Here is a 24,547-nt window from a genome sequence, read left to right as displayed (position 1 = left end):
AAGGTATGGCGAATAAATAATGATTTACTTAGATAATAGTGCAACCACAAAACCTGAAGCGTCTGTCTTAAAGAGCTTCGAAAAAGTCTCGACGGATTTTTTTGCAAATCCGTCTTCTATACATCCTTTAGGGGGGGAATCTGAAAAGCTCCTTCATCAGGCAAAGGACCAGGCGGCAAAGTTGTTGGAAGTTGCTCGCTCGGAAATCGTTTTTACTTCTGGAGGAACAGAAGGAAATAATTTGGCGATTAAAGGAATTGCCCTCGAACATCAGCACAGAGGTAAGCATATTATTACAACGGCTGTGGAGCATGCGTCTGTATATGAAGCGTGTAAAAGCCTTGAGAAATTGGGCTTTAACATCACATATTTGCCTGTCAATCAGGATGGTATTATTAACGTAAACGATTTACAGGCTGCTATTCAAGACGATACGATTTTAATTAGCATAATGCATGTAAACAGCGAGCTTGGTTCGATACAACCAATAAAGGAAGTCGGGGCAATTACTAAAAAATATCCGAAATTATTTTTTCATGTAGATCATGTACAAGGGTTAGGAAAGGTTCCTTTGTCATTGAAAGATAGTGGAATAGATCTTTGTACGATGTCTGGGCATAAAATTCATGGCTTAAAGGGAACTGGTTTATTATATATAAGAAATCGGACGACATTATTTCCGCTTTTTCACGGGGGAGCGCAAGAGCAAGCAAAGCGTTCTGGTACTGAAAACTTGGCAGGTGCGGTTTCGTTTGTACGAGCATTACGTTTAATTTTGGAAAGGGAAAGAACGCATAAACATGAATTATTACAAATGCAGCAATATATTCGTAAAGAGTTAGAGAAACTTCCGGATGTTTTTGTAAATACCCCTTTACATGCAGCTCCACATATCATTAATTTTTCTGTTCCAGGTGTGAAGCCAGAGGTACTAATTCATTTGCTGGCAGAGAATGATATTTATATATCAACGAAATCGGCTTGTTCTTCCAAACAAACCGATGAGAGTAAGATTTTAGCAGCTTGTGGTCTTCCAAAAAAGAGAACGACTTCTGCGCTACGAGTAAGTCTTACTTATACAAATACAATGGAAGAATTGCAGCAGTTTATGGGTATATTAAGGAGAAACATACAACAATTAAAAAAAGTAATGGAGTAGAGGCTATGCAATACGATTATATATTAATACGTTACGGGGAGATGGCTTTAAAAGGTAAAAACATAAAAGCATTTATCCTTCGTTTACAGGAAAATATTCAAAACAAGTTACAAGATTATAAAAACGTGAAGGTGAAACGGACGCAAGGAAGAATGTTCATTCTATTAAATGGGCATGACCCAGAACCAATCATCGATAAATGTAAGCATATTTTTGGAATACAAAGTTTAAGCTTGGCGATTAAGGAAGAAAATGACCCTGACAAAGTGAAAGAGGCTGCATTATATGCGCTTAAGAAAAATGATGCTGCAAGTACATTTAAAGTTACAGTAAAACGTATTAACAAAGATTTCCCGATTCGTTCACAGGAATTTAATCATGTTGTAGGCAAGCATTTGCTAACGAATACAAATGGTATAACCGTTGATGTTCATCAGCCAGATGTAGAGATTAAGATCGAGATTCGTAACGAGGCAACGTATATAACTTCTAGTGTCGTTCAAGGAGCTGGAGGCTTGCCAGTTGGTACATCTGGTAAATCGTTATTGTTATTGTCTGGTGGTATTGATAGTCCTGTAGCTGGCTATCTGGCGATGAAGCGAGGCGTTCAATTGGAAGCTATTCACTTCCATTCTCCGCCATTTACGAGTGAACGAGCGAAACAAAAAGTGCTTGATTTAGCTAAACAATTGACACAATATGGGAAGTCTATTCAAGTTCATCTTGTTCCGTTTACGAAATTACAACAGGAAATTTTCCGCCAAATTCCAGATGGTTATGCGATGACAATTATGCGTCGGATAATGATGCGCATAAGTGAAAAAGTGTGTCAGGAACAAGGGATTTTATCTATAACTACGGGAGAAAATTTAGGACAAGTTGCTAGCCAAACAATGGAAAGCATGAACGTCATTAATGAAGTGACTAACTATCCCATTTTGCGGCCACTTGTTGCAATGGATAAGACCGAAATCATTGATATAGCAAAGAAAATTGGCACATATGAGACATCCATTCTCCCATATGAAGACTGCTGTACGGTTTTTGTACCAAAGTCACCGAAAACAAAACCGAAAAGGGAGAAAGCAAACCATTTTGAAGCAAAAGCAGATTTATCGGAATGGGTGGAAGAGGCATTGCAAAACATAGAGACAATTAAGATTACATCTCGGCAAGAAAATACGTACGAAAATTTGTTTTAGAAACGAAGATGTTAACAGATTGGTTTAAATAAAACGCTGTATGGAGCTTCTCTGTTAAAGCCAAACCTAAAAGTACTTTACAGTAACTACCAATTGAAAATATGAATGGATTCTCTCCTCGGTACACATTCTATAAGTACCAAGGAGGTGATTTATTATGGCAAATAACAATTCAAATCAGTTAGTAGTCCCTGGTGTTCAACAAGCTCTAGATCAAATGAAATACGAAATCGCTCAAGAATTTGGTGTTCAATTAGGACCAGATTCAACTTCTCGCTCTAACGGATCTGTTGGTGGAGAAATTACAAAACGTCTAGTACAAATGGCTGAGCAACAATTTGGTGGTCAACAAACTTTCTAAAAAAATATAGAAATGGTAAAGAAGGACTATCCCTTTTGTGGATAGTCCTTTCGTTTACTTGTTTAAACATACACTTATAGAAATGTTCGTTTTACTCGATCCCAAAATGAATTATTTTTCAGTTTCACTGTTTTTACTACTTTATCACTTAAAGTAACGGTAATATCATGTATGTTGCGAATGGAATAAGCTTCATTATCCAGACCGATAATTGGATAATCATTTCCATCTTGTCTTACGGATAAACGTAATTTTCTATCTTGGTTCAGAATAAAAGAAGAACCAAGTGTACGATAACGATTATTGTTAATAGACGCCAGTTCAGTTACTTGAAAACAAGGGATACGTGGATCGATGACAGCACCATTTGTAGATTTATTATAGCCCGTACTTCCGGTAGGTGTGGCCACAATTAAGCCATCCCCACGAAACGTCTCAAAATGTTGATCATCGATATATACATCGATCACAATCGATTTAATGATCGTTGATCGAACGCTGATCTCATTAAGACAATAAAAACTTGTTTCCCCATTTACATTCGCATGAATAATAGGAAAACGTCGCACTTCAAGTTCCTCATGCTGCATTGTGTCGAGCATTTCATCGAAGTTGTCCATATTAAAGTCGCAATATAAACTCGATTCTCCAGATCGATTTATTCCAATGTAAAGACAATCTTGGCGGTAGCCTGTTTTTCTGGCTGCTTGTAAAAAAGCACCGTCACCACCAATACTAACGATAATATTTGCATTTTTTGCATGCTCTACAATTTCGAAACCGTTCTCAATAGCTACATTACTTAGTGTCGATAATTTTTCTTCAATACCTTTGCTAGTTACATAATAAAAGAAGATGTTATTTCGTTCTGTCATGCTATCATCCCTCCCAAGATGTTTATCTCATCTCATTTTGTTACCACTAGAAATGCAACATAGTTTCATCTTATTCTACCATGTTTCGTTATAATGTTAAAAAAATTACTTGAAATACAACTAGGTTTTTGGATAAAAATAGTAACTTGCGGAAAAATAAGCAACGGGGTGGTAAACATGCCGGTCATTTTTATGATCTTATGTTTTATCTTGATACTGATCGTAGTTATTTTTATAAGTAAGTGGAAAATCAACATACAAATCGTATATCGCCCTTCCTATTTGATGTTAACCATACAAGTAAATTGGTTGTTTATTCGGATGGTTAACAAATCTATTCGGCTTGATCATATGCAAGAGGACGGTCAAAAGGACACTTTCCATACTTTTTTCAGCCAATTACAAGAACTATACAAAATGCTCCCAAGGATAAATGCTCTTGTTACGACTGCATTACAGCATATAGTTATTCGAAATTGGAAATGGTACACAGAAGGAGGCATAGGAGATGCGGCTCTTACTGGAATGACGGCTGGGGGGGTATGGGGGATAAAAGGAGTCATTACTAGTTGGATTATGAGAAAAAGCAAGGAAGATTGTCGGCCCGACTTACAAGTGAAACCTTTATTTCAACAAAGTCATTTTGAAATGTTTTTTTCTTGTATGGTTTCAACACGAATCACACAAGCTATACATACCGTTGTACAGCTATTGCGAATATTAGGTAGTGAAAAGAGAAAAGAGAAGGAGTGTAAATAAATGGACGATCATCCTATACAAGGTCTAATGACGACAGCAATGGAAAATTTAAAGGATATGGTAGAAGCAAATACGATAATTGGAAATCCTGTTCAAGCTCCAGAAGGAAGTATCATCATTCCTGTGTCAAAAGTTGGATTTGGTTTTGCTGCAGGTGGTAGTGAATTTCAATCAACAAGTAATGCTTCAACGGATAGTGAAGCGACACTCCCTTTTGGGGGTGGAAGTGGGGGAGGAGTATCCATTACACCGGTTGCTTTCTTAATTGTAAGTGAGCAAGGAATCAAGATGGTACATTTGGACCAACAAACACATATTTACGAAAAAATGCTTGATTTTGCGCCGCAAGTTGTAGATAAAGTCCAAGAGATTATCAAATCAGCTGATAAAAAGCAATCACCAAAGAAGGAAACAGAAAGAAAAGAAAAACAGGCTCCAACGCAATATGATGTATAAAAAGTAAAGGAGAAGACTGCGTGGGATGTATGCGCCCAAGCAGTGAGGAAGTCGGATAGGCAAATCCGTCCGACAAATTCAAGCTGTGACGGGTAGGAAAATAGAGTACCGAAGTTTCCGGATTTCACACTGCCAAGAAAAGCTTCTAGTAAGTTCATAGGTGTCCGTACCGTAAACTGACACAGCATATAAGGTGCTGTAAGACTCCCACTTCAGGAGTTGGATAATCTGTAACTGTAACAAGTCTAAGTGGGGGATACCAGCACTACCTAAATGCAATGCCCTATTTCGTAAGAGGCCTTTAGGTCATACCATTATGGTACTAACAATCCGTAGGGGATGAATGAAAAACCCCAATGACGAAAATTCATTTTATCGCTTTGTCTTAAAACTATTTCTACTGGTTTGTGGGAAATAAACCGACTTATTGCTGTACGCTTTTTATTCCTTTTACAGGAAACTTAGTTGAATGATATGAAACAAGAATGAAAGCGGTTGTTATTTTGTTCACAAATTATTCCCTGTAAATTAGTGGACATGAGCTTATAATCACTTCATAATGGTAGGGGAATACAATTATTTAGGAAGGAATGATTCTTATGGCAAACGTAACATTCCAACATGAACCAGTCACACTATTAGGTAATGAAGTAAAGGTCGGTGATCAAGCACCGGACTTTAACGTACTGACGAATGATTTGAAAGAAGTAACGTTGGACGATTACAAGGGAAAGGTTAAGCTAATTAGTGTTGTTCCTTCAATTGATACTGGGGTATGTGCTGACCAAACAAAACGTTTTAATGAAGAAGCTGCTGCAATAGGGAATGTTCAAGTATTAACCGTGAGTATGGATTTACCTTTTGCACAGAAGCGTTGGGTAACCCAACATAATATTGATCAACTTGATATATTATCTGACCACCGTGATGCGAGTTTTGGTCATCAATATGGTGTTCTTATAAAGGAATTACGCTTACTGGCGCGCGCTATATTCGTTGTTGATAGTAACGACAAAGTCAACTATGTAGAATATGTAAGTGAAGTAAGCAACCATCCAGATTATGATGCTGCTCTGGAAGCTGCTAAGAAGACAAATTAACGTCTCTCTCCACTGTGAGGGGGATTTTTACTGTCCAATCGGATGAAAGCAATTCATTGTATTCAGCTAACGCTTTTGATACAATAGATGGCGCTTTATAGCAACCGAATGGAGGGTGCGATTGATGAAAAAGTCAAACGTAGAAACGTTGTATGAATGGATGGATGAACTTACTGGAACGATTCAAGAACATATGAATGAAACTTATTTGGACAGCTTGATATATGCGATGGAGATCATGTTCCACCGTGAAGTTACCATAGAGTTTGAAGAGCAGTTATCTTCCAAGTTGGAAAAGTTGCTACAAACAACATCAATCGATGCATTTACAATTGAAGAGATAAGAAAGGCCAATCAGCTGGCAATATTAAAAGGAATGAAAGGCTCGACGCAACCACAGCATATGATGACTCCTGAGACAGTTGCTTTAATTATTGCTTATCTTAGCGGTAAGCTGATGGAAGATCAAAAAGAAATTCGTATATTTGATCCAGCAAGTGGTACCGGAAACTTACTTACAACGGTATATAGCCAACTATCTCAAGTTAAACAGGCATATGCAAGTGAAATTGACCCAACTTTAATTCAGCTAGCTGCTTGGAATGCGAATATGCAGAAGCAACAGATAGAATTTTTCCATCAAGATAGTTTGCAGCCTTTCTTACTAGATCCTGTTGATTTAATTGTCGCAGATTTACCAGTGGGATATTATCCCGATGATATCCGCTCTGGTAATTTTGAATTGAAAGCGAAGGAAGGTCATTCCTACGCGCATCATTTATTTATCGAGCAAAGTCTTAATTATACGATAGCAGGAGGGTACCTTCTATTTGTCATCCCAGCATTTTTATTTGAAAGCGATCAGGCAGAGCAATTAAAGCAATTTCTTCATAAACATGCACATATTGTAGGTATATTAAGCTTGCCTGATACAGCTTTTCAATCAGACAAGCATAGAAAGAGTATTTTTATACTACAAAAAAAAGGTCACCATACTACCACTCCTAAGCAACCATTATTGGTGAAAATGCCTTCATTTTCAAATACCAATGCAATGGGAGATATATTAGGTCAAATAAATAATTGGTTCCAGACGTACAAAAAGAGGAGTTGAACAGCAATGAGTAATGTATTGGCCATTAATGCCGGTAGTTCATCTTTGAAATTCCAACTAATACGAATGCCAGAAGAAGAAGTTCTTGCGAAAGGACTTGTAGAACGAATCGGACTTCATGAAGCTATTTTTGAAATGAAAGCTAATGGGGAACAAGAAAAGTTTGTTGGGGACATCCCTAATCACGAAGAAGCTGTAAAAAAATTGTTAGACGGTTTAAAAAAATCGGGTGTCATTCAGTCATTCGATGAAATTAATGCAGTTGGACACCGAGTTGTACATGGAGGAGAAAAATTTAGCGATTCTGTGTTAATTACTGAACAGGTAATTGAAGGGATTGAAGAGATTTCTGAATTAGCACCGTTACACAATCCAGCGCATTTAACTGGAATTCATGCATTTCGCCGTATTCTTCCAAATGTGCCTATGGTTGCTGTTTTTGATACAGCATTTCACCAAACAATGCCACCTTCATCCTATTTATATAGTTTACCTTATAACTATTATGAAGATTATGGTATTCGTAAATACGGTTTCCATGGAACCTCACATAAATATGTATCACAACGTGCAGCGGAACTGTTAGGTGTACCGCTTGAAAACCTACGATTGATTTCTTGCCACTTAGGAAATGGATCTAGTATAGCTGCCATTCAAGGTGGAAAATCCATTGATACATCAATGGGCTTTACGCCGCTTGCAGGTTTGACGATGGGAACTCGTTCCGGAGATATTGATCCAGCACTTATTCCGTATATCATGGAGAAAACCGGAAAATCAGCTTCCGAAGTCGTTCATGTGTTAAATAAAGAAAGTGGAATGTTAGCTTTATCTGGTTTTTCTAGTGATTTGAGAGATATTGAGCAAAAAGCGGATGAAGACCCACGTGCCAAGCTTGCATTAGATGTATTTGCAGAGCGCATCCACAAATATTTAGGCTCTTATGCAGCAAAAATGAGTGGAGTCGATGCAATTATCTTTACTGCTGGTGTCGGAGAAAATAGTGTATTAATTCGTGAAAAAGTATTGCGTGGCTTAGAGTTTATGGGTGTGTACTGGGATCCTGCTTTAAATGATACGCGAGGAAAAGAACAATTCGTAAATTATCCTCATTCACCGGTAAAAGTAATCATTATTCCAACAAACGAAGAAGTAATGATTGCAAGAGATACCGTGCGTTTAACGGAATCAAATTGAGATAAAAGGTTTTGCGTGGTTTAACCATGACAAAACCTTTTTGCTATATAGGAACCTATAAAATGATGTGCTTGTGGATAACGAAATAACCGACTAGTTACGTCCAGCGCATGAGCCCAGCAACTATGCGACTTTAGAAATGCGCCCTACGATAAGGCCTCATCGGTTCGTCGCTAAGAGGAAGGCCGACTAAAAACAGGCTTGCCGCCCAGACGTCGGCATAACCTCCAGTTATAGTGGCATGATTCCTTTAATCTCCGTTGATTCGTTCCATTCGCTACGTTGCTAAACGGGCGCTTGCGCCTTTGTCCTGTTAGGAGAAATGCTCCGAAAAAACTGAGACAAATAACCGATTCACAAGCACGAGCAGCGCTTCAACAGGTAGAAACGCTGCAATTTTGTATTTATCGTACAACAAGGACGTCACATTTAGCGTAGCGCGTAATATTTTCGGATACGCTACCAATTAAAAATCTTTCTACCGCATTCATACCAGTTGCTCCACAAATAATCAGATCTGCTTCAAATTGTTTGGCAATATCCTTTGCAATTTTTACTTTCGGAGAACCATATTCTACACATCGAACTAAATCTTCTAGACCAGCTGCTTTCGCGTTATCGACATAGCTGTCCAATAATTCTTTGGCATACTCATCCGCTCTTTCTGCTAAAGTGCGGTCGTATGCTTCTGCAGTAGCAAACGTGCGTGAATCAACAACATGCGCAAGAATAAGTCTTGCATCGTTTCGTTTAGCAATGTCAAGTGATTTTTTAAATGCTTTTTCCGATGCTTCTGATCCATCTACAGCGACAACAATATTTTTATATTTCATTTTCATCTCCCCTTCCTAATTCCACTATATACCCATTTTGCCGTAACAACAATCAAAATATGGTGTTTTTACTAAATTTATTTGCGTAATAGCACCATAAATAATGGCTACACTATAAGAGAGAGAGGTGAGATGAAATTGACTAAAAAGCAAAAGCGGAATCAGCGTTCAGAAGAATTGTTCATAGATGAAAAAGGAATAGCTACAGTAAAAAATCAGCTAAATGAAAGCTATCAAAGTGGGGTTATTGAACAATTGCATAATAACAAGGGGATCTATACGTTTAATAATCGAAAAAATTAATCCGCACTCGGTTATTCAAAACGTGAAGAATGCCTGTAATCATAGGCAAACTCGGATTTTTTTGAACAAATATCATTGGGGACTCCTACCTTGTGGGTCCCTTTCTGCTTCCTATTTTTTTCAATATTTGATACTGTTAGATTATAGATAAAAATGAACTAGGAGGTAATGGGAATATGAATATTGGAGTGCCAAAGGAAATAAAAAACAATGAGAATAGAGTAGCAATGGCTCCATCTGGTGTGCTTTCGTTAACAAAATCGGGACACCAAATATTTATTGAAACAAACGCAGGATTAGGATCAGGGTTTACCGATGAACAATATGAAGATGCTGGTGCTACGATTGTTTCAAGTGCCAAAGAAGCTTGGGGCCAAGATATGGTAATGAAAGTAAAAGAGCCTTTGCCAGAAGAATACGATTATTTTCATGAAGGGCAGATATTGTTTACATACTTGCATTTAGCTGCAGAGCCAGAATTGACAAAAGAACTTGTCGATAAACAAGTAACTGCTATAGCATATGAAACAGTGCAATTGGCAAATAATACATTGCCGCTTTTAACACCTATGAGTGAAGTAGCTGGGAAAATGGCCTCGCAAATCGGTGCGCAGTTTTTGGAGAAAACAAAAGGTGGAAAGGGTATTCTTTTAAGTGGGATCCCAGGCGTAAGGCGTTCTAAAATAACGATTATTGGTGGGGGAGTTGTAGGAACAAACGCAGCCAAAATTGCAGTTGGTTTGGGTGCGGATGTAACCCTTATTGATTTAAACCCTGAGCGCCTCCGACAGCTGGATGATATATTCGGATTTTCCATTAATACAATGATGTCAAATCCAATGAACATTAGTGTAGCATTAGCTGAGTCAGATCTTGTCATAGGTGCAGTGCTCATTCCTGGAGCTAAAGCGCCAAAATTAGTAACGGAAGAAATGGTGAAAAACATGTCTGATGGATCGGTTATCGTAGATGTAGCGATTGACCAAGGCGGGATTTTTGAAACGAGTGATCATGTAACGACACATGATAATCCAACGTATACGAAGCACGGGGTCTTACATTACTCGGTAGCTAATATGCCTGGTGCTGTTCCTAGAACGTCTACAATCGGATTAACTAATGTTACTGTGCCATACGCATTGCAATTAGCGAACCAAGGTGTTGTGGCAGCATGTCAAAATAACGAGCCGTTATTAAAAGGAGTAAATACTTGGAAAGGCTTTGTAACCCATAGTGCGGTTGCTGCCGCTCATGGCTTGGAATACGTAGATCCGCATACATTACTTGAAGCATAACTTTTTCTGGATGTCCAATACGGCGGGGTTGTCGCCCGCCGCTTTTTAAAAAAACGAGTTAAGATTACCTGAACAATAAAAGTTTATCCTTAATCTACAATTATTAACTCTTTTGAAAAATGTGTTAAAGTTTCTGCGCCGTTATCAGTCATGTAAATCATGTCTTCGATTCTAACACCACCTATATTGGGCACATAGACTCCTGGCTCGATAGTGAAACACATATTTGGCTGTAAAGGTAACGTGTTTTCACTGTGCATAGATGGATATTCATGCGTTTCTATTCCTAATCCATGGCCAATTCGATGGGTGAAATAGGCACCATATCCACTTGCGGTAATATAGTCACGCGCTGCTTGGTCTAATTTACCTACCGCTACCCCAACTTGTGCTGCTTCAATGGCCTTCTGTTCAGCAGCCAAAACTGTGTTATAAATGCGTTCTTGTTCTTCTGTTATAGATTTAAAAGCAACAGTTCTTGTTATATCTGAGCAATATCCTTCATAAACACCACCTAAGTCAAACAGTACCATATCCCCTTGAGCAACTTTCTTCATAGAAGGATTACCGTGTGGAGAGGCAGTTTTTGTTCCAGATAAAGCCATAGTAGCAAAGGACATTGCTTGAACACCTTGTTTTTTTAGTTCATATTCAATTTTAGCAACGATTTCTAATTCAGTTACCCCATCTTTTAGCGCTTCGACTCCCGTTTTTATACCAAAATCTGCAAGCTCTGCTGCTGTTTTAAGCCGTCTATATTCCTGCTCGTTTTTAATTACTCTTAAATTAGCCAATAATTCTTCTGCATGCATCATTTCTGTACGTGGTAAAAGCTGTTGCAGCATAACGTGGCGATCTAATGTTAAATGATTAAATTCTACTCCAATGGTAGTTGGAGAAGTTTCCTTCTCGGTTATTGATTTAGCTAACATTTTCCAAGGGTTTTCATGATCTAGGTATGCAATGATAGAATAATCCCAACCAGCGTTTTTAGCATCTTCTTGTTCCATTGCTGGAAGAACAAGAACAGGTTCTGAGTGCTTACTTAAAAATACTGCCACAAGACGTTCATGAGGGTCCGTATAGTAGTTGGTTATGTAATATACGTTTGCTGGTGAAGTGATAAAAATGCTATCCATGTTACTCTGTTCCATTTTATTTAAAAGCGTTTCTATTCTTTGATCCATGCTTTGACACTCCTTTAACTTTATATGTACTATTATAGCAAATATCAATCTTGCAATTAAAAGCAAAGGCATTGATTTTAGTGATTCCTCAGCAGATGTGTAAAAAATAAAGCAATCGGGTACAAACGTTATATATATGTTTGGTATAATGAATCAAAACCATTGAAAGGAGAAGGTTATCGTGAAAGTATCTTATCATGGACATTCTGTTGTACAAGTTCAAACTGATTCCCATCTAATTTTAATTGACCCGTTCATTTCAGGCAATGAAGCATGTGATTTAGATGCAGAAACAGTTACTCCAGATTTTATTTTATTAACACATGGTCATAATGACCACGTAGGAGATACGATTACCATTGCTAAGCGAACGAATGCAATGATCATTGCTCCTAATGAATTGGCTGAATTTCTGAGGACCAAAGGTTTAAACGTACATCCAATGCATATCGGTGGTAAGCAAACATTTGAGTTTGGAACGGTAAAGTTTACGCAAGCATTTCACGGTTCTGCATACACAGAAGATGATGGATCTGTTGTTTATACAGGTATGCCTGCAGGTATTTTATTAACGGTAGAAGGAAAAACCATTTACCATGCGGGCGATACAGGTCTGTTCTCTGATTTAAAATTAATAGGGGAAATGAATGACATTGAACTTGCATTTATACCTATTGGCGATAATTTTACAATGGGACCAGAAGATGCGTTAATCGCTGCAAAGTGGGTAAATGCTAAGAAGGTTGTACCGATCCACTACAATACATTTCCGGTGATTGAACAGGACGCTGAAGCATTTGCTAGTCAGGTAGAGCCAGGCAAAGGACTGGCTATGGCTATTGGAGAATCAGTAAGTCTTTAATTTTTTCATGTAATTCACAACCGTGGGTCATATCGATTGGCTCACGGTACTTGCATTAAATTCTTCGTAAATAAAAACCACTTTTTCCATCAAGTAAGAAAAAAAGAACAAGGAATTTTATAGTCGACATATTAGAAACAGCGAATTGACTTGAATTGCTACGGTTCTTTTGCACACTACCTCATTTATGGTATTCCTCAAACCAACCATAATATCAAAAAAAATAAGGAGACGGTATAGTGGAAATAGTTGCATTTTTATTTGTTGCTTTATGCGGTTTCGTGTTTGGTTCCTTCTTTGTTGTAGTAGGGATACGTTTACCGAAGCGGGAGTCATTTGTTACAGAACGATCTCGTTGTCCAAAATGTTGTAAACGATTAAACTGGTTTGAACTTATCCCGGTCTTATCTTTTTTATGTTTGAAGCGTAAATGCGGGCAATGCAACCACAAAATTTCTTCGATTTACCCTCTAATGGAACTACTAACTGCTATATTATTTGCAATGAGTTACCTCATCTTCGGTTGGAAACTAGAATTAATGGTAGCCTTATTATTTAGCTCTTTGCTTATCATTTGCTTGGTGACAGACCTCTTTTACATGATGATCCCCAATCGATTACTGTTATTTTTTCTCCCTTTATTTATAATACTTCGAACCGTAGAGCCACTTGAACCTTGGTGGGATCCATTCCAAGGAGCCTTAGTAGGTTTACTACTTCCATTATTAGTGATTATTTTGAGCCGAGGTGGAATGGGGATGGGCGATATGAAATTATTTGGGTTACTTGGCTTGGTGTTAGGAACAACAAAGCTACTGCTATGTTTTGTACTAGCATGTATCATTGGCGCGGTCATTGGAGTTTTATTGATAGCGTATCAGCGTGTAAGTCTTGGTAAGCCTATACCTTTTGCTCCATATATTGTAATAGGCGCTTGGATTGCCTATTTCAATGGCGATAATCTGATTGACTTGTATATAACACGCTTCATCACCTTTTATTAAAGCAGTTATGACCATTCAATATTTCCTTTCCAAAGGCAACCAAAGCGTTAATAGTAATCGTAATGCAGGCATTTGCATAATGAAAGTAGTCTATCAGTGTTTTCATCAGGTCGATCATTTCGATAGGATTAGTTCTAAGATGGTCCTAGCAGGTTCTTGATTACCTGTTTGTCTCATAAATTAATAGGGGAAGGAGGGAAATGATATGCGAGGGCAATATGCATTGCTTCGACTTTTACTAGCCGGTTTTATGTTATATGTAGCGTGGCCATTTATACCACAGGGTACTACCTTTTTAGCACAATTATTTTGGGGAGGTTGGCTAATCTTTTTTCTGCTTGTAATCGGTGCTAATAGCGCTTCGTTATTACAAATGATTCAGCTTCCAATTATGGAACAGAAAAAAGAAAGGCAACGAAAAACCTATAATCATTGAGTTTCTGCCATTTCAACTGTATAATAAGTGATAAATAATTTATTAGTACAGTTGAAAGATGGTGTGCGAGCCATGAAAAGTAAGCATGAACAAATTATCGAACATATTCATTCATTGGAAATCGGCCATAAAATTTCCGTTAGACAAATTGCTAAAGAATTGCATGTCAGTGACGGGACAGCTTATCGTGCGATTAAAGATGCAGAAAATAAAGGACTCGTCAGCACTATAGAACGTGTAGGTACGATTCGAATTGAACAAAAGAAAAAAGATAATTTTGAACGATTGACTTTTGCAGAATTAATCAATATTGTAGAAGGTCATGTGCTTGGTGGACGAGAAGGGCTGCATAAGACGTTAAATAAATTTGTTATTGGAGCAATGCAGCTAGAGGACATGATGCGTTATACAGAGGCTGATTCCTTATTAATTGTAGGCAATCGGACGAAAGCACATGAACTGGCTATTAAAGAAGGTGCTGCAGTCTTGATTACCGGAGGCTTTGATACAGAAGAGGACATAAAAAGGCTTGCAGACGAAAGGAAACTACCTATCATCTCTACTAGCTATGACACGTTTACAGTGGCAGCTATGATTAACAGGGCGATCTACGATCAGCTGATAAAAAAGGAAATTGTTTTGGTTGAAGATATTTATACGCCTTATGAAAAGTCCTATTATTTAAAAGATAGGGACAAGGTTGCTGATTGGTATGCATTAAATAAACAATCAAGACACACCAGGTTTCCAGTGGTTGATGATAGAAGGCGTGTTTTGGGAATGGCGACGTCAAAGGATGTAGTGGGGAAATCAGATGATACGATGATTACTAAGGTAATGAGCAAACAACCTAAAACGGTTCAAACGAATGTTTCTTTAGCTTCAGTCGCCCACTTAATGGTATGGGAAGGTATTGAAGTGATCCCTGTAGCTGATGAGCAAAATCAATTGCAAGGCATTATATCAAGACAGGATGTTTTAAAAGCTCTGCAACAAAATCAACGGCAGCCGCAAGTTGGCGAGACCATTGATGATATTGTATCACGAAATATATTAGAATCAGAACGGGAACAAGGGGTTTTTGAAACCAAAGTTGCCCCGCAAATGACGAATCAATTAGGGACATTATCCAGTGGTGTTTGTACTGCTTTGATGACAGAGGCAAGCAGAAGATTACTAATGCAATATAAAAAAGGTGACTTAGTAGCAGAAAATTTAACGGTTTATTTTATTAAGCCTGTGCAAATCGATAGTACACTACGTATTCAACCAAAGCTTTTGGAAATTGGCAGAGTATATGCCAAAATTGATATTGAGGTATATGAGGAGCATAAGCTTGCTAGCAAAGGCTTATTAATGGCTCAATTGATGAATCGCTAGAAAAAAGAATGCGGAACATAAAGAAGACGTACAATTTCAAAAGATGAACAACCGCTTGCTAAAGCCTCGGAAGTTTACACAGACTTAGGAATCGGTGAGACCTCGTACCATGTAGTTCAAGAGCACGAGAGTCTCGCCAACCGCCCGCAGAAAGCGGAGTATGAGTATATTTCCGGTGTGAGTTAGTTGCACCAACCATCATATATTAGTTGATTGGCGTTTATTCACTTATCTGCCAACCGCACATATTACATCTGTAGTAAACGCAAATCAGCCTTAGTTTTTAATACATCAATCAACTATCTACTACAGCTAAAGAGGACCGGCTGTTACGATATGTTTAATCGCTTCCATTCGTTTTTGTAGTGCTTTACTTCTTTTATTCCGCGATTAAGAAGTGGAATAGCAAAAACAAGAAATACAATTCCAACAAACAATGAAATACGAGTTTGGTAAAAAATGTATTGATTAATAGTGAATGCTACGAGGAAGCTACCTAAGCAAATTCGTGATTTAGCATGAAAATAAGCTTGTTTTAATCCATCATTCGTGTTTAGAATGGCTACTTTGTAATAGATCCAAAGTACGAATGACAGTACGGTAATGATTGCAAAAATAAGCATATGATCTCTCCCTAGTTAAATTCTGTTCAACAAGTCTTGTTACGACTTGGAATTTCATTCTTTTATCATCTCAATCAGTAGATTCTTTGTCCATTTTACCTTTTTTCTATTGATTTTGCTACAGATAGACAATAATAATTCTCGAGTAGGTGATCGTTTGGAGCACATATTAGAAGCAATTAAACAATATTCCACAGTGATTGTGCATCGACATGTACGTCCTGATCCTGACGCAATTGGTTCCCAAGTAGGGTTAAAAGAATTGATTAAACACTCTTTTCCTGATAAAGAAGTCTATGCTGTTGGGGAAGAAGAACCTTCTTTATCTTTTCTAGCAAAAATGGATATAATTTCAGATGAGCAGTATGAAGGAGCACTTGTTATTGTTTGTGATACTGCGAACACGAGCCGAATTTCCGACCAGCGCTTCGCTTTAGGAGACAAATTAATTAAGATTGATCACCATCCTAACGTAGACGAATATGGAGATATTCAATGGGTTAATACAGAAGCCAGTTCTACAAGTGAGATGATTTATGACCTCTATGCGGCTGCTGAAAACATGGGTTTTAGGCTTACAGATGAGGTTGCCCGTTTACTATACGCTGGTATTGTAGGTGATACAGGAAGGTTTTTATATCCAAGCACTACGGAAAAAACGTTTAAAATCGCTGCACAACTGATTAAGTATCATTTTGACCGTTCTGCTATTTATGACAATATGTACAGCATAAAGAGTAATTTAGCAAAGCTAAAAGGATATATTTATCAGAACTTCCAGAATGAAGCGGAGGGCATGGCCTATGTAAAATTGACAAAAGAACTTCTGCAGCAATTTGGCGTTCAACCTAATGATACAGGACAGCTTGTTAGTGTCTTGGGTGATGTGGAAGGAATTATCGCTTGGGTCATATTTATTGAAGAAGAGGAAAATATTCGTGTTCGTTTAAGATCAAAAGGACCAATCATTAATCAATTAGCAGCTAAATATAATGGTGGAGGGCATCCAATGGCTTCTGGAGCAACTGTAACAACATGGGAAGAAGCTGATCAAGTCATTGCTGATTTACAAACGGTATGTAAAGCTTACCGGAATAGCTGATGAAGTTTGCTAGCGAGGTTCAATCGACAAGGAACGAAAGAGTGAGTGTTGTAAATTGAACAAAGGCGCGGGGCGCCCGTTTAGCAACGTAGCGAATGGAACGAATCAACTAAAGATAAAGTGAACCTTCCATCAGCGGGTTTTCTTCATCCCCGCTGATTGTTAGTACCACCAGGGTATGACCTAAAGGCCCTTGAACGAATCGGGGATTTAGGTGCTGTTACCTCCCGCTTCGACTTGTTCAGCTCATATCTTACATTCTTGAAGTGGGAGTCTACAACGCCTTTTTACGGGATAAAGGAATCATGCCACTAAAAACAGGGGTATGCCGACGCCTGAGCGGCAAGCCCGTTTTTAGTCGGCCTTCCTCTTTGCGACGAACCGATGAGACCTTATCGTAGGGCGCATTTCTAAAGTCGCCTCGTTGCTGGGCTCATGCGCTGGACGTGGCTAGTCGGTTATTTCGTTATCTATAAGCACCTCATTTTATACTTTTGTATGAAAAAACAACTCTATTTAACTTATCTAACTCATTTATTTTAGACAGTATTTTAAGAATCTAAACATTATAAAGCAAAAGTTTTTTCATGATAGATGGTAGCTCGCGCTCAAGGCGAGCCATGGTGGTTTCTTATCTTACAAAGAAAGAGCCTTTAGCGTATAAAGTGAACATCACTTGACAAGCTAAAAGCCCCTTCTAGGATTGGAATTAATTGACTAGTAGATTATTTAGGAGAGGATGCTGGATTATGAGGTTCTCTTATTATTGTCCACCGGAATAAACCAGCAACCAGAAGTGGTCTCTTCATAAATGACTTGTAAATGCTCTTTTTCAATATCGCGCTTCATTAACCGGATTAATTCTTGAGATTCTGCATATGCGGAGTCTCCTTGTTTTAAGCGTGCAATTTTCTCATCTTTTTGCTTTCTGCGGCTGATTACCCACATGATTTATCCACTCCTTTCGGTAGGATTTAAATTAGCTAAATTTGTATAAGGTGCAATATACTCATACATCATACTGAAATAGTAACCATTCTTGCTATACGTTAATAGCAAGAATATTGAAATGCGTTGAAGTGAGCATTCTTTGTTATTTTTAGTATAAACGATATTCATGCTAATCATGAATAATTTTCGGATATTTCATAAAACGTTCATAAAATAAATTTCAATGGAAATCAAGAGAAATTTATTTCCATATAAGGTGCTGTAAGACTCCCGCTTCACAGGCGTGGCATAATCTGTACTGCAACAAGTCTAAGCGGGAGATAACAGCATCTAAATGCCCTATTTCGTAAGAGGTCTTTAGGTCTTCCCCCTGGGCTGCGAACAATCCGTGGGGATGGATGAAAACCCCACGGATTGAAGATACACTTTATTATCATTTATATTGGAAGCAGCTCATAATCACTTTATTCAAAAAGTAGATTTCTTGGCAATCTGAATGTCTATATCTACATGGCGCTTTACAAGGTGGAGTGGATATTGTGGTTCAAGTATACAACCTCTTGTAAGGACGTCTTACCTTATACAGGCAAAACATGATGAAATTCATTATCAAGCGGTTATTTCTATAAAGCCTATTTGAAGATTTGAAAGGAGAAGCTTATGAATCGAAATGTGTACTTAGCTGGAATTGTTTTTGCTATTGCGATGATGGTTATTTTCAGTTCTTCTTCAGTTTTGTTTTTTGATAAGGTGAATTGGATACTAGTCATTTTATTTGGAGCTGCTGCTTATGTAATATTCACAGTAAGTATTATCATTGTACTAAAGTTAAAGGGCAATAAAAGTTAGATCCAGTTGGTCGAAAGATACAATACATGGACGAAGAAAAGGTGGATTTTTAACAGGATAGACGTCCTGAATGTAATATGCCATCATATTCTTACTTCAAGAGCCCCCAAGGATGCAGAAGCCTAGGTGGGAGATAACGGCAACAGCCTCGCCCTTTGTTGGATTTGTAGGATGTTGGTCGCAAAAGACTTAACACGTAGAAAAAGTGTTTTTCTTTTTCAAGGACGATGCCTAAGGTTTTATCCCGCATCTAAGGTGCAGTAAGTCCCCCACTTCAGGAGTTGGATAATATGTACACAACAAGTCTAAGTGGGAGGTAACGGCATCTATATAGAGGCCTTTAGGCATACTATTACGATACTAACAATCAGTGGGGGGAGAAAGAAAACCCCACTGATTGGAGTTTCATTTTTGTATTGGATGGCAGGTTAGGTGGATCGTTTTGCTTCGGCTGTTATTTTTATATGGTTGGAGATAATGAGTTTTGTAATCGAAAAGGAGTAATCAAATTCCTCTACAGTGAAAGCTTTATTTTCCAGTGCAGCTGCGATTAAGCTATCACTTTCAGCAATGATGGCCAAGTCTTTGCCGATGATATGCTTTAATTCTTCTTGGACAAGCTCCTCTAATTTACCAGCTATTAATCGATCCATTCGCAATTCATCCTTGTTTTCTACTGTAAACGAAATAGATTCAACACTCACTTGTTTCGCTGATTTTTCATTTAGTTCGTCGTTATCCTCCAGAAGTGACTCATTTTGAGTTCGCAGTTGACTAATTTCATTTTGCATTTCGTGATTTCGGATGATTAGATCTTCATACATTTTGCCGTACATATAAAGTAAAGAACAATATGCCAGTATACCACCAACCATTACCCCAACGAAAAAACGTTGCCATGTCGCTTTTTTATGATATGGTGGAATATGCATTAGGCGATATCCTCCTGTGTTAGCCAGTTAAGCAGTAAGATAGCCGTTTTTACTCCACCCATTGCGGATAGGATGAATAGTGCTTGTTTAAATAAATCCATCGTAGAGCCATCATAGATACCTCTTTCGAAATTGGCAATCGCATCGAATGTCCCCCCGATAGCGGCTACGATCGCCCATATTCGCAATTGAACTGCAATTCGTCCAATTTCTGTTAAAGGTGCGTTTCCTGTAACAAAGGCGCCAATACTTCCGATAATTGATCCGCCAATAACTACCCCAAAAGCTATAAAATAACAATGGATAAATGTTTCGAAAAAACGTTCTTCCATATTAAATAATCTCCTTCCCTCTAACCCTCGGCAAGATGAATTCTCAGTTCGTGAACGCAGCAGTTGCTTCCAATAGATTCATCTGAAATAATCATATGTAATCCCTTTTTATACTCAGGAATAAATAGAGCCTAAATAAAGACCTTAAAATATGCTAAGGATGACGAAAATTATGTTTTCAATGTTTATTCCGTATATAAGGTGCAGTAAGTCTCCCACTTCAGGAGTCGGATAGTCTGTACTGTAACAAGTCTAAGCGGGAAATAATAGCACCTAAATGCCCTATTTCGTAAGAGGCGTTTAGATCTTACCACTTGGGCTACTGACAAGCCGTGGGAAATGATTGATAACCCCACTGGGCAGATTCACTTTATCCCTCAAAATTATATGTGGAACTGCATAGCGAATGCTTGTACTTTTTTCATCTGTGTTTCTAAGGGCAGACCTAAAAACAAACTAGGTCTAAAACTTAAATTAAACGTCACATGGCATTTTGAATCAACTAGTATATATTTATGAAACAGCAGAATAAGTTATGCTAACGACTGCATTTCCGTATGCACGTTCTACATAGATTGGTATAATATTGGATAGAGCATGTAAAGGCGGGATACAATGGCTTATACACACTTACAAATAAGGAGCAGCTATAGCCTGTTAAAGAGCACAATAACGATTGAAAAGTTAGTGAAGCGAGCAGCAGAACTAGAGTATTCTGCTTTAGCTCTAACAGATGAACAAGTATTGCATGGTGCAATATCATTTTATAAAGCATGTCAACAACATGGAATAAAACCAATTATTGGTATGACTGTTTTGGTTGGAGATAGTCAAACAGAAGCTTATGAAATAATTGTTTTGGCCAAATCAAATCAGGGGTTTCATGATCTTGTTAAACTAAGTACATGGATTCAGACGCAGGACCAGTCTTTTGTACCACTGGAACATTTCATGCCATTCACAGCAAATTGTATTGGTATACTTTCTTTACAGCATGGCGTTATACAAGAACAACTGCGGGCGAAATCATTTGCTGATGCAAATCAGCATGTATCAACGTATCGAGCTTGTTTTGGGGAAAATGATTTTTATTTAGGGGTAGAGTCGTATGGAAATGGTGGAGACGAACGAACTTTTTTTGCAGAGGTAAAACAATTTCAGAAAATGTATCATGACCCGGTAGTTGCTATTCATGATGTTCGTTACCTTAATAAAAAGGACGTGATTGCATATGACTGTTTACAAGCAATGAAACAACAACAGCTTTGGGATGGCAATCATATAGATGTAAAGTGGCGTAATCATCATTTATGTACGGAAGCGGAAATGAGGCAATTTTTCTCTGACTGGTCGGAGACAATCGATGAAACCACCAGAATTGCTGAGAAATGTAATCTCAGCTTCGATTTTGAAAAGCGGCACCTCCCTTCCTTTCCTTTGCCAGAACAGGAAGAGGCACATCCATATTTAACCGCAAAATGCATTAAACTTTTGCCGCAAAAATATACAGAAGTAACTGCTGAGATTCACCAGCGTTTAATGTATGAGCTTTCCATAATTGAGCAAATGAAATTTAGTGATTACTTTTTAATTGTTGCGGATTTTGTGGACTTTGCCAAGACAAACAATATTGTTGTTGGACCGGGAAGAGGATCGGCAGCAGGATCTTTAGTAGCTTATGTATTAGGAATTACAGACGTTGATCCAACTAAGTACGATTTATTATTTGAGCGATTCCTTAATCCGAACAGAAAGACAATGCCTGATATTGATATTGATTTCTCAGATGTTCGCCGAGATGAAGTGATGGAGTATGTGCAAAAAAAATACGGAGCAGACCACGTAGCACAAATTATTACGTTTGGAACATTTGCTGCCCGTTCTTTAATGAGAGAGCTTATCAAAACGATGGATATTAACAAACAAGATGCGTCATTTGTGTTACGCCATATTCCGGTACAATCAAAAAGAAATCTTGCGCAGATTGTTCATGAGTCTGAAGAGTTAAGAAATTATATTAAACGTTCAGTCTCTTTACGGCAGTTATTTGCGGTAGCTGCTGTATTGGAAGGGATTCCTAGACATATTTCGACACATGCGGCTGGTATTGTTATTTCAGAAGCTCCGTTAAAGGAGTATGCGCCGTTAACTTCCGGAACCGGAACAATGTATTTAACGCAATATACAATGAATGATGTAGAAGCGATAGGGCTATTAAAGATTGATTTGTTAGGCTTAAGGAACTTAACACTTTTGGAAAAGGTACTACAAAAAATTCGTTTTCAAACTGGACAACACATTTCTTTAAAGGATATTCCTCAACAAGATGCGTTAACCTTTTCATTATTACAGCAGGCTAGAACAAATGGTGTGTTTCAATTGGAGTCTCAAGGGATGAAGCAAGTGTTGCAAGAATTGAAGCCAAATGAATTTGAGGATATCGTTGCAGTTAATGCATTATATCGTCCAGGCCCGATGGATTTTATTCCTACTTATATTAGGAGAAAACATGGGCTAGAAAAAGTTACTTACCTGCATCCAGATCTTGCGCCTATTTTACAGAAAACGTACGGTGTGTTAATTTATCAAGAACAAATTATGCAAATCGCTCATCGAATTGCTGGTTTTTCGCTCGGAAAAGCAGATATTCTTCGAAGGGCTGTTAGTAAAAAGCAAGAAAGTAAAATCGAAGAGCAAAAGTCTGCTTTTCTAAAAGGTTGTATCCAGCAAGGATATAGTTCATCAATGGCTAATGAATTGTTTGCATGGATCGTTCGTTTTTCCAATTATGGCTTTAACCGAAGTCATGCTGTGGCGTACAGCATTATCTCTTATCAACTTGCCTATTTGAAAGCTCATTACCCACAAGCATTTTTTGCGGAGTTACTCAGTGCTTCTATGCAACAGCATCAAAAGCTGGCATTGTATTGGAAAGAAATGAAGGAACTGGACTTAACTTTACTGGGACCTTCTATCAATGCCAGCTTTGGAAAGTACGCAGTGGAAGGAAAGCATATCCGGATGGGCTTGCTGCAAATTAAAGGGATAGGAAATCAGGCTGTTACTGAAATTGTTCGCGCGCGTAAAGACCGCCCCTTTCGAAATTTGTTCGATTTTTGCTTGCGTGTATCGCTTAAAGTAATTAACCGTCCCATTATCGAATTACTAATTATGGCTGGGGCGTTTGATGATCTATATAATAATCGTGCTAGTTTATTAGCTTCCATTGACCAAGCAATGGAACAAGGTGAATTATTCGGTGAGTTTCAAGAACAGGGAAGCTTCTTTGCCAATGATCTTAAGTTGGAAGGGAAATATGCTAATATAGAGGATTTTCCGCAAATCAAGAAGCTTTCTCATGAAAAAGAATTACTCGGTATATATATATCGAGCCACCCTGTTACTGCTTACCGTAAATTATTACAGCGCGCAGGGTATATATCATTACAAAGAGCAAGAAAAGCGGGGAATGGCTATAAGCATCAAAGTGGCTGTGTCATTCAATTCATTAGAACTATTCGTACTAAGCGTGGTGATCCCATGGCTTTTATTACCATTAGCGATGAAACGGATGAGATGGAAGCAGTCGTCTTTCCAGAATTATATCGGCAAGTACATCGCTGGTGGAAAGAAGGGATGCTCGTATTAGTACAAGGGAAGCTAGAAAACAGAAATAATAGGCTACAAACATTATTGTCATCTGTAGAAATTTTAAATGAAACGAAACTAGGTGATACCTGCCCTGGTCGTTTATTTATTAAATTATCAAGTGAAGATATAGAAGCTGATTTAGCCAAGTTAAAGGAAATAGCTTTTCATTTCCCGGGGAATACCCCTGTCATTGTTTTTCAAGAAAGGTTACAACAAACATATCAATTAGCCAATGATTATGACCTTCATCCAAGTTCACGATGTTTACAACGTCTACGCGCCTATTTTGGGGCGGAGCAAGTTGTCTTGGATAAGTAAACGTCCCGTATATAAGGTGCTGTAAGACTCCCACTTCAGGAGTTAGATAACCATCTGTACTACAATAAGTCTAAGTGGGAGATAACAGCATCTAATACCTTATTCGTAAAGCCTTCAGGTCATACTATTACTATCAGTGGGAATGAATAAAACCCCCCACAGATTGAAGATTCACTTTATGGAGCACGAAGTAATGATGGGCGCTTGTTTCTGTTTTTCTTATAAGAATAAGAAATTATAAAAATAGGTTTAAACGGGAGAATAGC

24 protein-coding genes are annotated in these 24,547 nt (G+C 38.0%); 17 read left to right on the top strand and 7 right to left on the bottom strand.

Annotated features, from left to right (window positions below):
* Nucleotides 1–19 precede the first annotated feature (19 nt).
* The 3 genes from BKP57_RS02715 to BKP57_RS02705 all read left to right on the top strand — a co-directional run bounded on the left by BKP57_RS02715 (nucleotide 20) and on the right by BKP57_RS02705 (nucleotide 2,722).
* Entirely contained in the window at nucleotides 20–1,159 is a 1,140-nt protein-coding gene (locus BKP57_RS02715; RefSeq protein WP_050353384.1) for a cysteine desulfurase family protein, read from the top strand.
* A 5-nt stretch (nucleotides 1,160–1,164) separates the two neighbouring features.
* Nucleotides 1,165–2,361, top strand: a complete 1,197-nt coding sequence (gene thiI / locus BKP57_RS02710; protein ID WP_050353383.1) for a tRNA uracil 4-sulfurtransferase ThiI — start codon at nucleotides 1,165–1,167, stop codon at nucleotides 2,359–2,361.
* A 157-nt stretch (nucleotides 2,362–2,518) separates the two neighbouring features.
* Nucleotides 2,519–2,722 (top strand): alpha/beta-type small acid-soluble spore protein, encoded by a 204-nt coding sequence (locus BKP57_RS02705; RefSeq protein ID WP_050353382.1) that lies wholly within the window; start codon nucleotides 2,519–2,521, stop codon nucleotides 2,720–2,722.
* Nucleotides 2,723–2,796: 74 nt separating this feature from the next.
* Here BKP57_RS02705 and BKP57_RS02700 read toward each other — a convergent pair whose 3' ends face one another.
* Complete coding sequence (locus tag BKP57_RS02700; RefSeq protein ID WP_050353381.1) at nucleotides 2,797–3,597, bottom strand: NAD kinase; 801 nt, start codon at nucleotides 3,595–3,597, stop codon at nucleotides 2,797–2,799.
* A 285-nt stretch (nucleotides 3,598–3,882) separates the two neighbouring features.
* On the opposite strand from BKP57_RS02700, the gene BKP57_RS02695 reads away from it, so the two are divergent.
* The 5 genes from BKP57_RS02695 to BKP57_RS02675 all read left to right on the top strand — a co-directional run bounded on the left by BKP57_RS02695 (nucleotide 3,883) and on the right by BKP57_RS02675 (nucleotide 8,223).
* The gene (locus BKP57_RS02695) at nucleotides 3,883–4,356 is read left to right on the top strand and encodes a DUF2953 domain-containing protein (RefSeq protein WP_216872404.1); all 474 of its coding nucleotides are present in this window, start codon (nucleotides 3,883–3,885) and stop codon (nucleotides 4,354–4,356) included.
* The gene (gene ytfJ, locus BKP57_RS02690; protein WP_050353379.1) at nucleotides 4,357–4,812 is read left to right on the top strand and encodes a GerW family sporulation protein; all 456 of its coding nucleotides are present in this window, start codon (nucleotides 4,357–4,359) and stop codon (nucleotides 4,810–4,812) included.
* Nucleotides 4,813–5,411: 599 nt separating this feature from the next.
* Nucleotides 5,412–5,912 carry a thiol peroxidase gene (gene tpx / locus BKP57_RS02685; protein ID WP_050353378.1) on the top strand — a complete coding sequence of 167 codons (501 nt, stop codon included), beginning with the start codon at nucleotides 5,412–5,414 and terminating at the stop codon, nucleotides 5,910–5,912.
* A gap of 124 nt (nucleotides 5,913–6,036) precedes the next feature.
* A complete protein-coding gene (locus BKP57_RS02680; protein WP_050353377.1) occupies nucleotides 6,037–7,026 on the top strand; it encodes a class I SAM-dependent methyltransferase in 990 nt (329 codons plus the stop codon).
* 6 nt (nucleotides 7,027–7,032) lie between these two features.
* Nucleotides 7,033–8,223 carry an acetate kinase gene (locus BKP57_RS02675; RefSeq protein WP_050353376.1) on the top strand — a complete coding sequence of 397 codons (1,191 nt, stop codon included), beginning with the start codon at nucleotides 7,033–7,035 and terminating at the stop codon, nucleotides 8,221–8,223.
* A 404-nt stretch (nucleotides 8,224–8,627) separates the two neighbouring features.
* Here BKP57_RS02675 and BKP57_RS02670 read toward each other — a convergent pair whose 3' ends face one another.
* The gene (locus tag BKP57_RS02670; RefSeq protein ID WP_050353375.1) at nucleotides 8,628–9,062 is read right to left on the bottom strand and encodes a universal stress protein; all 435 of its coding nucleotides are present in this window, start codon (nucleotides 9,060–9,062) and stop codon (nucleotides 8,628–8,630) included.
* A 132-nt stretch (nucleotides 9,063–9,194) separates the two neighbouring features.
* Here BKP57_RS02670 and BKP57_RS22415 point away from each other — a divergent pair, with 132 nt between their 5' ends.
* The gene (locus tag BKP57_RS22415) at nucleotides 9,195–9,359 is read left to right on the top strand and encodes a hypothetical protein (protein ID WP_169770812.1); all 165 of its coding nucleotides are present in this window, start codon (nucleotides 9,195–9,197) and stop codon (nucleotides 9,357–9,359) included.
* 176 nt (nucleotides 9,360–9,535) lie between these two features.
* Entirely contained in the window at nucleotides 9,536–10,654 is a 1,119-nt protein-coding gene (gene ald / locus BKP57_RS02665) for an alanine dehydrogenase (protein ID WP_050353374.1), read from the top strand.
* Nucleotides 10,655–10,743: 89 nt separating this feature from the next.
* Here the strand turns inward: ald and BKP57_RS02660 are convergent, their stop codons facing one another.
* On the bottom strand, nucleotides 10,744–11,841 hold the full coding sequence (locus tag BKP57_RS02660) for a M24 family metallopeptidase (protein WP_072740947.1): 1,098 nt from the start codon (nucleotides 11,839–11,841) through the stop codon (nucleotides 10,744–10,746).
* A gap of 181 nt (nucleotides 11,842–12,022) precedes the next feature.
* Between BKP57_RS02660 and BKP57_RS02655 the strand changes: the two genes are divergently transcribed.
* The 4 genes from BKP57_RS02655 to BKP57_RS02640 all read left to right on the top strand — a co-directional run bounded on the left by BKP57_RS02655 (nucleotide 12,023) and on the right by BKP57_RS02640 (nucleotide 15,523).
* Nucleotides 12,023–12,703: a metal-dependent hydrolase gene (locus BKP57_RS02655; RefSeq protein WP_050353372.1), complete on the top strand. Its 681-nt coding sequence runs from the start codon at nucleotides 12,023–12,025 to the stop codon at nucleotides 12,701–12,703.
* A gap of 239 nt (nucleotides 12,704–12,942) precedes the next feature.
* On the top strand, nucleotides 12,943–13,707 hold the full coding sequence (locus BKP57_RS02650) for a prepilin peptidase (RefSeq protein WP_050353371.1): 765 nt from the start codon (nucleotides 12,943–12,945) through the stop codon (nucleotides 13,705–13,707).
* Between the two features lie 205 nt (nucleotides 13,708–13,912).
* Entirely contained in the window at nucleotides 13,913–14,143 is a 231-nt protein-coding gene (locus BKP57_RS02645) for a hypothetical protein (RefSeq protein WP_050353370.1), read from the top strand.
* A gap of 72 nt (nucleotides 14,144–14,215) precedes the next feature.
* Entirely contained in the window at nucleotides 14,216–15,523 is a 1,308-nt protein-coding gene (locus BKP57_RS02640) for a DRTGG domain-containing protein (protein WP_050353369.1), read from the top strand.
* 329 nt (nucleotides 15,524–15,852) lie between these two features.
* Here the strand turns inward: BKP57_RS02640 and BKP57_RS02635 are convergent, their stop codons facing one another.
* A complete protein-coding gene (locus BKP57_RS02635) occupies nucleotides 15,853–16,146 on the bottom strand; it encodes a YtpI family protein (protein ID WP_050353368.1) in 294 nt (97 codons plus the stop codon).
* A 157-nt stretch (nucleotides 16,147–16,303) separates the two neighbouring features.
* Between BKP57_RS02635 and BKP57_RS02630 the strand changes: the two genes are divergently transcribed.
* Entirely contained in the window at nucleotides 16,304–17,248 is a 945-nt protein-coding gene (locus tag BKP57_RS02630) for a DHH family phosphoesterase (RefSeq protein ID WP_050353367.1), read from the top strand.
* Nucleotides 17,249–17,995: 747 nt separating this feature from the next.
* Here BKP57_RS02630 and BKP57_RS02625 read toward each other — a convergent pair.
* Complete coding sequence (locus BKP57_RS02625; RefSeq protein ID WP_050353366.1) at nucleotides 17,996–18,196, bottom strand: YtzJ family protein; 201 nt, start codon at nucleotides 18,194–18,196, stop codon at nucleotides 17,996–17,998.
* A 663-nt stretch (nucleotides 18,197–18,859) separates the two neighbouring features.
* On the opposite strand from BKP57_RS02625, the gene BKP57_RS02620 reads away from it, so the two are divergent.
* Nucleotides 18,860–19,048, top strand: coding sequence for a hypothetical protein (locus BKP57_RS02620; protein WP_050353365.1), 189 nt, complete (start codon nucleotides 18,860–18,862; stop codon nucleotides 19,046–19,048).
* 428 nt (nucleotides 19,049–19,476) lie between these two features.
* Here the strand turns inward: BKP57_RS02620 and ytrI are convergent, their stop codons facing one another.
* Nucleotides 19,477–19,980 carry a sporulation membrane protein YtrI gene (ytrI, locus tag BKP57_RS02615; RefSeq protein ID WP_050353364.1) on the bottom strand — a complete coding sequence of 168 codons (504 nt, stop codon included), beginning with the start codon at nucleotides 19,978–19,980 and terminating at the stop codon, nucleotides 19,477–19,479.
* Nucleotides 19,980–20,312: a sporulation membrane protein YtrH gene (locus BKP57_RS02610; protein WP_050353363.1), complete on the bottom strand. Its 333-nt coding sequence runs from the start codon at nucleotides 20,310–20,312 to the stop codon at nucleotides 19,980–19,982. Before BKP57_RS02610 ends, ytrI begins: the two co-directional genes overlap by 1 nt.
* Nucleotides 20,313–20,927: 615 nt before the next feature.
* On the opposite strand from BKP57_RS02610, the gene dnaE reads away from it, so the two are divergent.
* Complete coding sequence (gene dnaE / locus BKP57_RS02605; protein ID WP_072740946.1) at nucleotides 20,928–24,281, top strand: DNA polymerase III subunit alpha; 3,354 nt, start codon at nucleotides 20,928–20,930, stop codon at nucleotides 24,279–24,281.
* The last annotated feature ends 266 nt before the right edge of the window (nucleotides 24,282–24,547 follow it).

The sequence above is a fragment of the Virgibacillus sp. 6R genome (genome assembly GCF_001895305.1).
Taxonomy (GTDB): domain Bacteria; phylum Bacillota; class Bacilli; order Bacillales; family Amphibacillaceae; genus Virgibacillus; species Virgibacillus pantothenticus.
This window is presented reverse-complemented; position numbering and strand designations above follow the sequence as displayed.

What these genes read in the sequence shown, in the direction of transcription:
- BKP57_RS02715 (WP_050353384.1), top strand. Translation starts at nt 20, where the DNA reads ATGATTTACTTAGATAATAGTGCAACCACAAAACCTGAAGCGTCTGTC.
- thiI (WP_050353383.1), top strand. Translation starts at nt 1,165, where the DNA reads ATGCAATACGATTATATATTAATACGTTACGGGGAGATGGCTTTAAAA.
- BKP57_RS02705 (WP_050353382.1), top strand. Translation starts at nt 2,519, where the DNA reads ATGGCAAATAACAATTCAAATCAGTTAGTAGTCCCTGGTGTTCAACAA.
- BKP57_RS02700 (WP_050353381.1), bottom strand. Translation starts at nt 3,597, where the DNA reads ATGACAGAACGAAATAACATCTTCTTTTATTATGTAACTAGCAAAGGT.
- BKP57_RS02695 (WP_216872404.1), top strand. Translation starts at nt 3,883, where the DNA reads ATGTTAACCATACAAGTAAATTGGTTGTTTATTCGGATGGTTAACAAA.
- ytfJ (WP_050353379.1), top strand. Translation starts at nt 4,357, where the DNA reads ATGGACGATCATCCTATACAAGGTCTAATGACGACAGCAATGGAAAAT.
- tpx (WP_050353378.1), top strand. Translation starts at nt 5,412, where the DNA reads ATGGCAAACGTAACATTCCAACATGAACCAGTCACACTATTAGGTAAT.
- BKP57_RS02680 (WP_050353377.1), top strand. Translation starts at nt 6,037, where the DNA reads ATGAAAAAGTCAAACGTAGAAACGTTGTATGAATGGATGGATGAACTT.
- BKP57_RS02675 (WP_050353376.1), top strand. Translation starts at nt 7,033, where the DNA reads ATGAGTAATGTATTGGCCATTAATGCCGGTAGTTCATCTTTGAAATTC.
- BKP57_RS02670 (WP_050353375.1), bottom strand. Translation starts at nt 9,062, where the DNA reads ATGAAAATGAAATATAAAAATATTGTTGTCGCTGTAGATGGATCAGAA.
- ald (WP_050353374.1), top strand. Translation starts at nt 9,536, where the DNA reads ATGAATATTGGAGTGCCAAAGGAAATAAAAAACAATGAGAATAGAGTA.
- BKP57_RS02660 (WP_072740947.1), bottom strand. Translation starts at nt 11,841, where the DNA reads ATGGATCAAAGAATAGAAACGCTTTTAAATAAAATGGAACAGAGTAAC.
- BKP57_RS02645 (WP_050353370.1), top strand. Translation starts at nt 13,913, where the DNA reads ATGCGAGGGCAATATGCATTGCTTCGACTTTTACTAGCCGGTTTTATG.
- BKP57_RS02640 (WP_050353369.1), top strand. Translation starts at nt 14,216, where the DNA reads ATGAAAAGTAAGCATGAACAAATTATCGAACATATTCATTCATTGGAA.
- BKP57_RS02635 (WP_050353368.1), bottom strand. Translation starts at nt 16,146, where the DNA reads ATGCTTATTTTTGCAATCATTACCGTACTGTCATTCGTACTTTGGATC.
- BKP57_RS02625 (WP_050353366.1), bottom strand. Translation starts at nt 18,196, where the DNA reads ATGTGGGTAATCAGCCGCAGAAAGCAAAAAGATGAGAAAATTGCACGC.
- BKP57_RS02620 (WP_050353365.1), top strand. Translation starts at nt 18,860, where the DNA reads ATGAATCGAAATGTGTACTTAGCTGGAATTGTTTTTGCTATTGCGATG.
- ytrI (WP_050353364.1), bottom strand. Translation starts at nt 19,980, where the DNA reads ATGCATATTCCACCATATCATAAAAAAGCGACATGGCAACGTTTTTTC.
- BKP57_RS02610 (WP_050353363.1), bottom strand. Translation starts at nt 20,312, where the DNA reads ATGGAAGAACGTTTTTTCGAAACATTTATCCATTGTTATTTTATAGCT.
- dnaE (WP_072740946.1), top strand. Translation starts at nt 20,928, where the DNA reads ATGGCTTATACACACTTACAAATAAGGAGCAGCTATAGCCTGTTAAAG.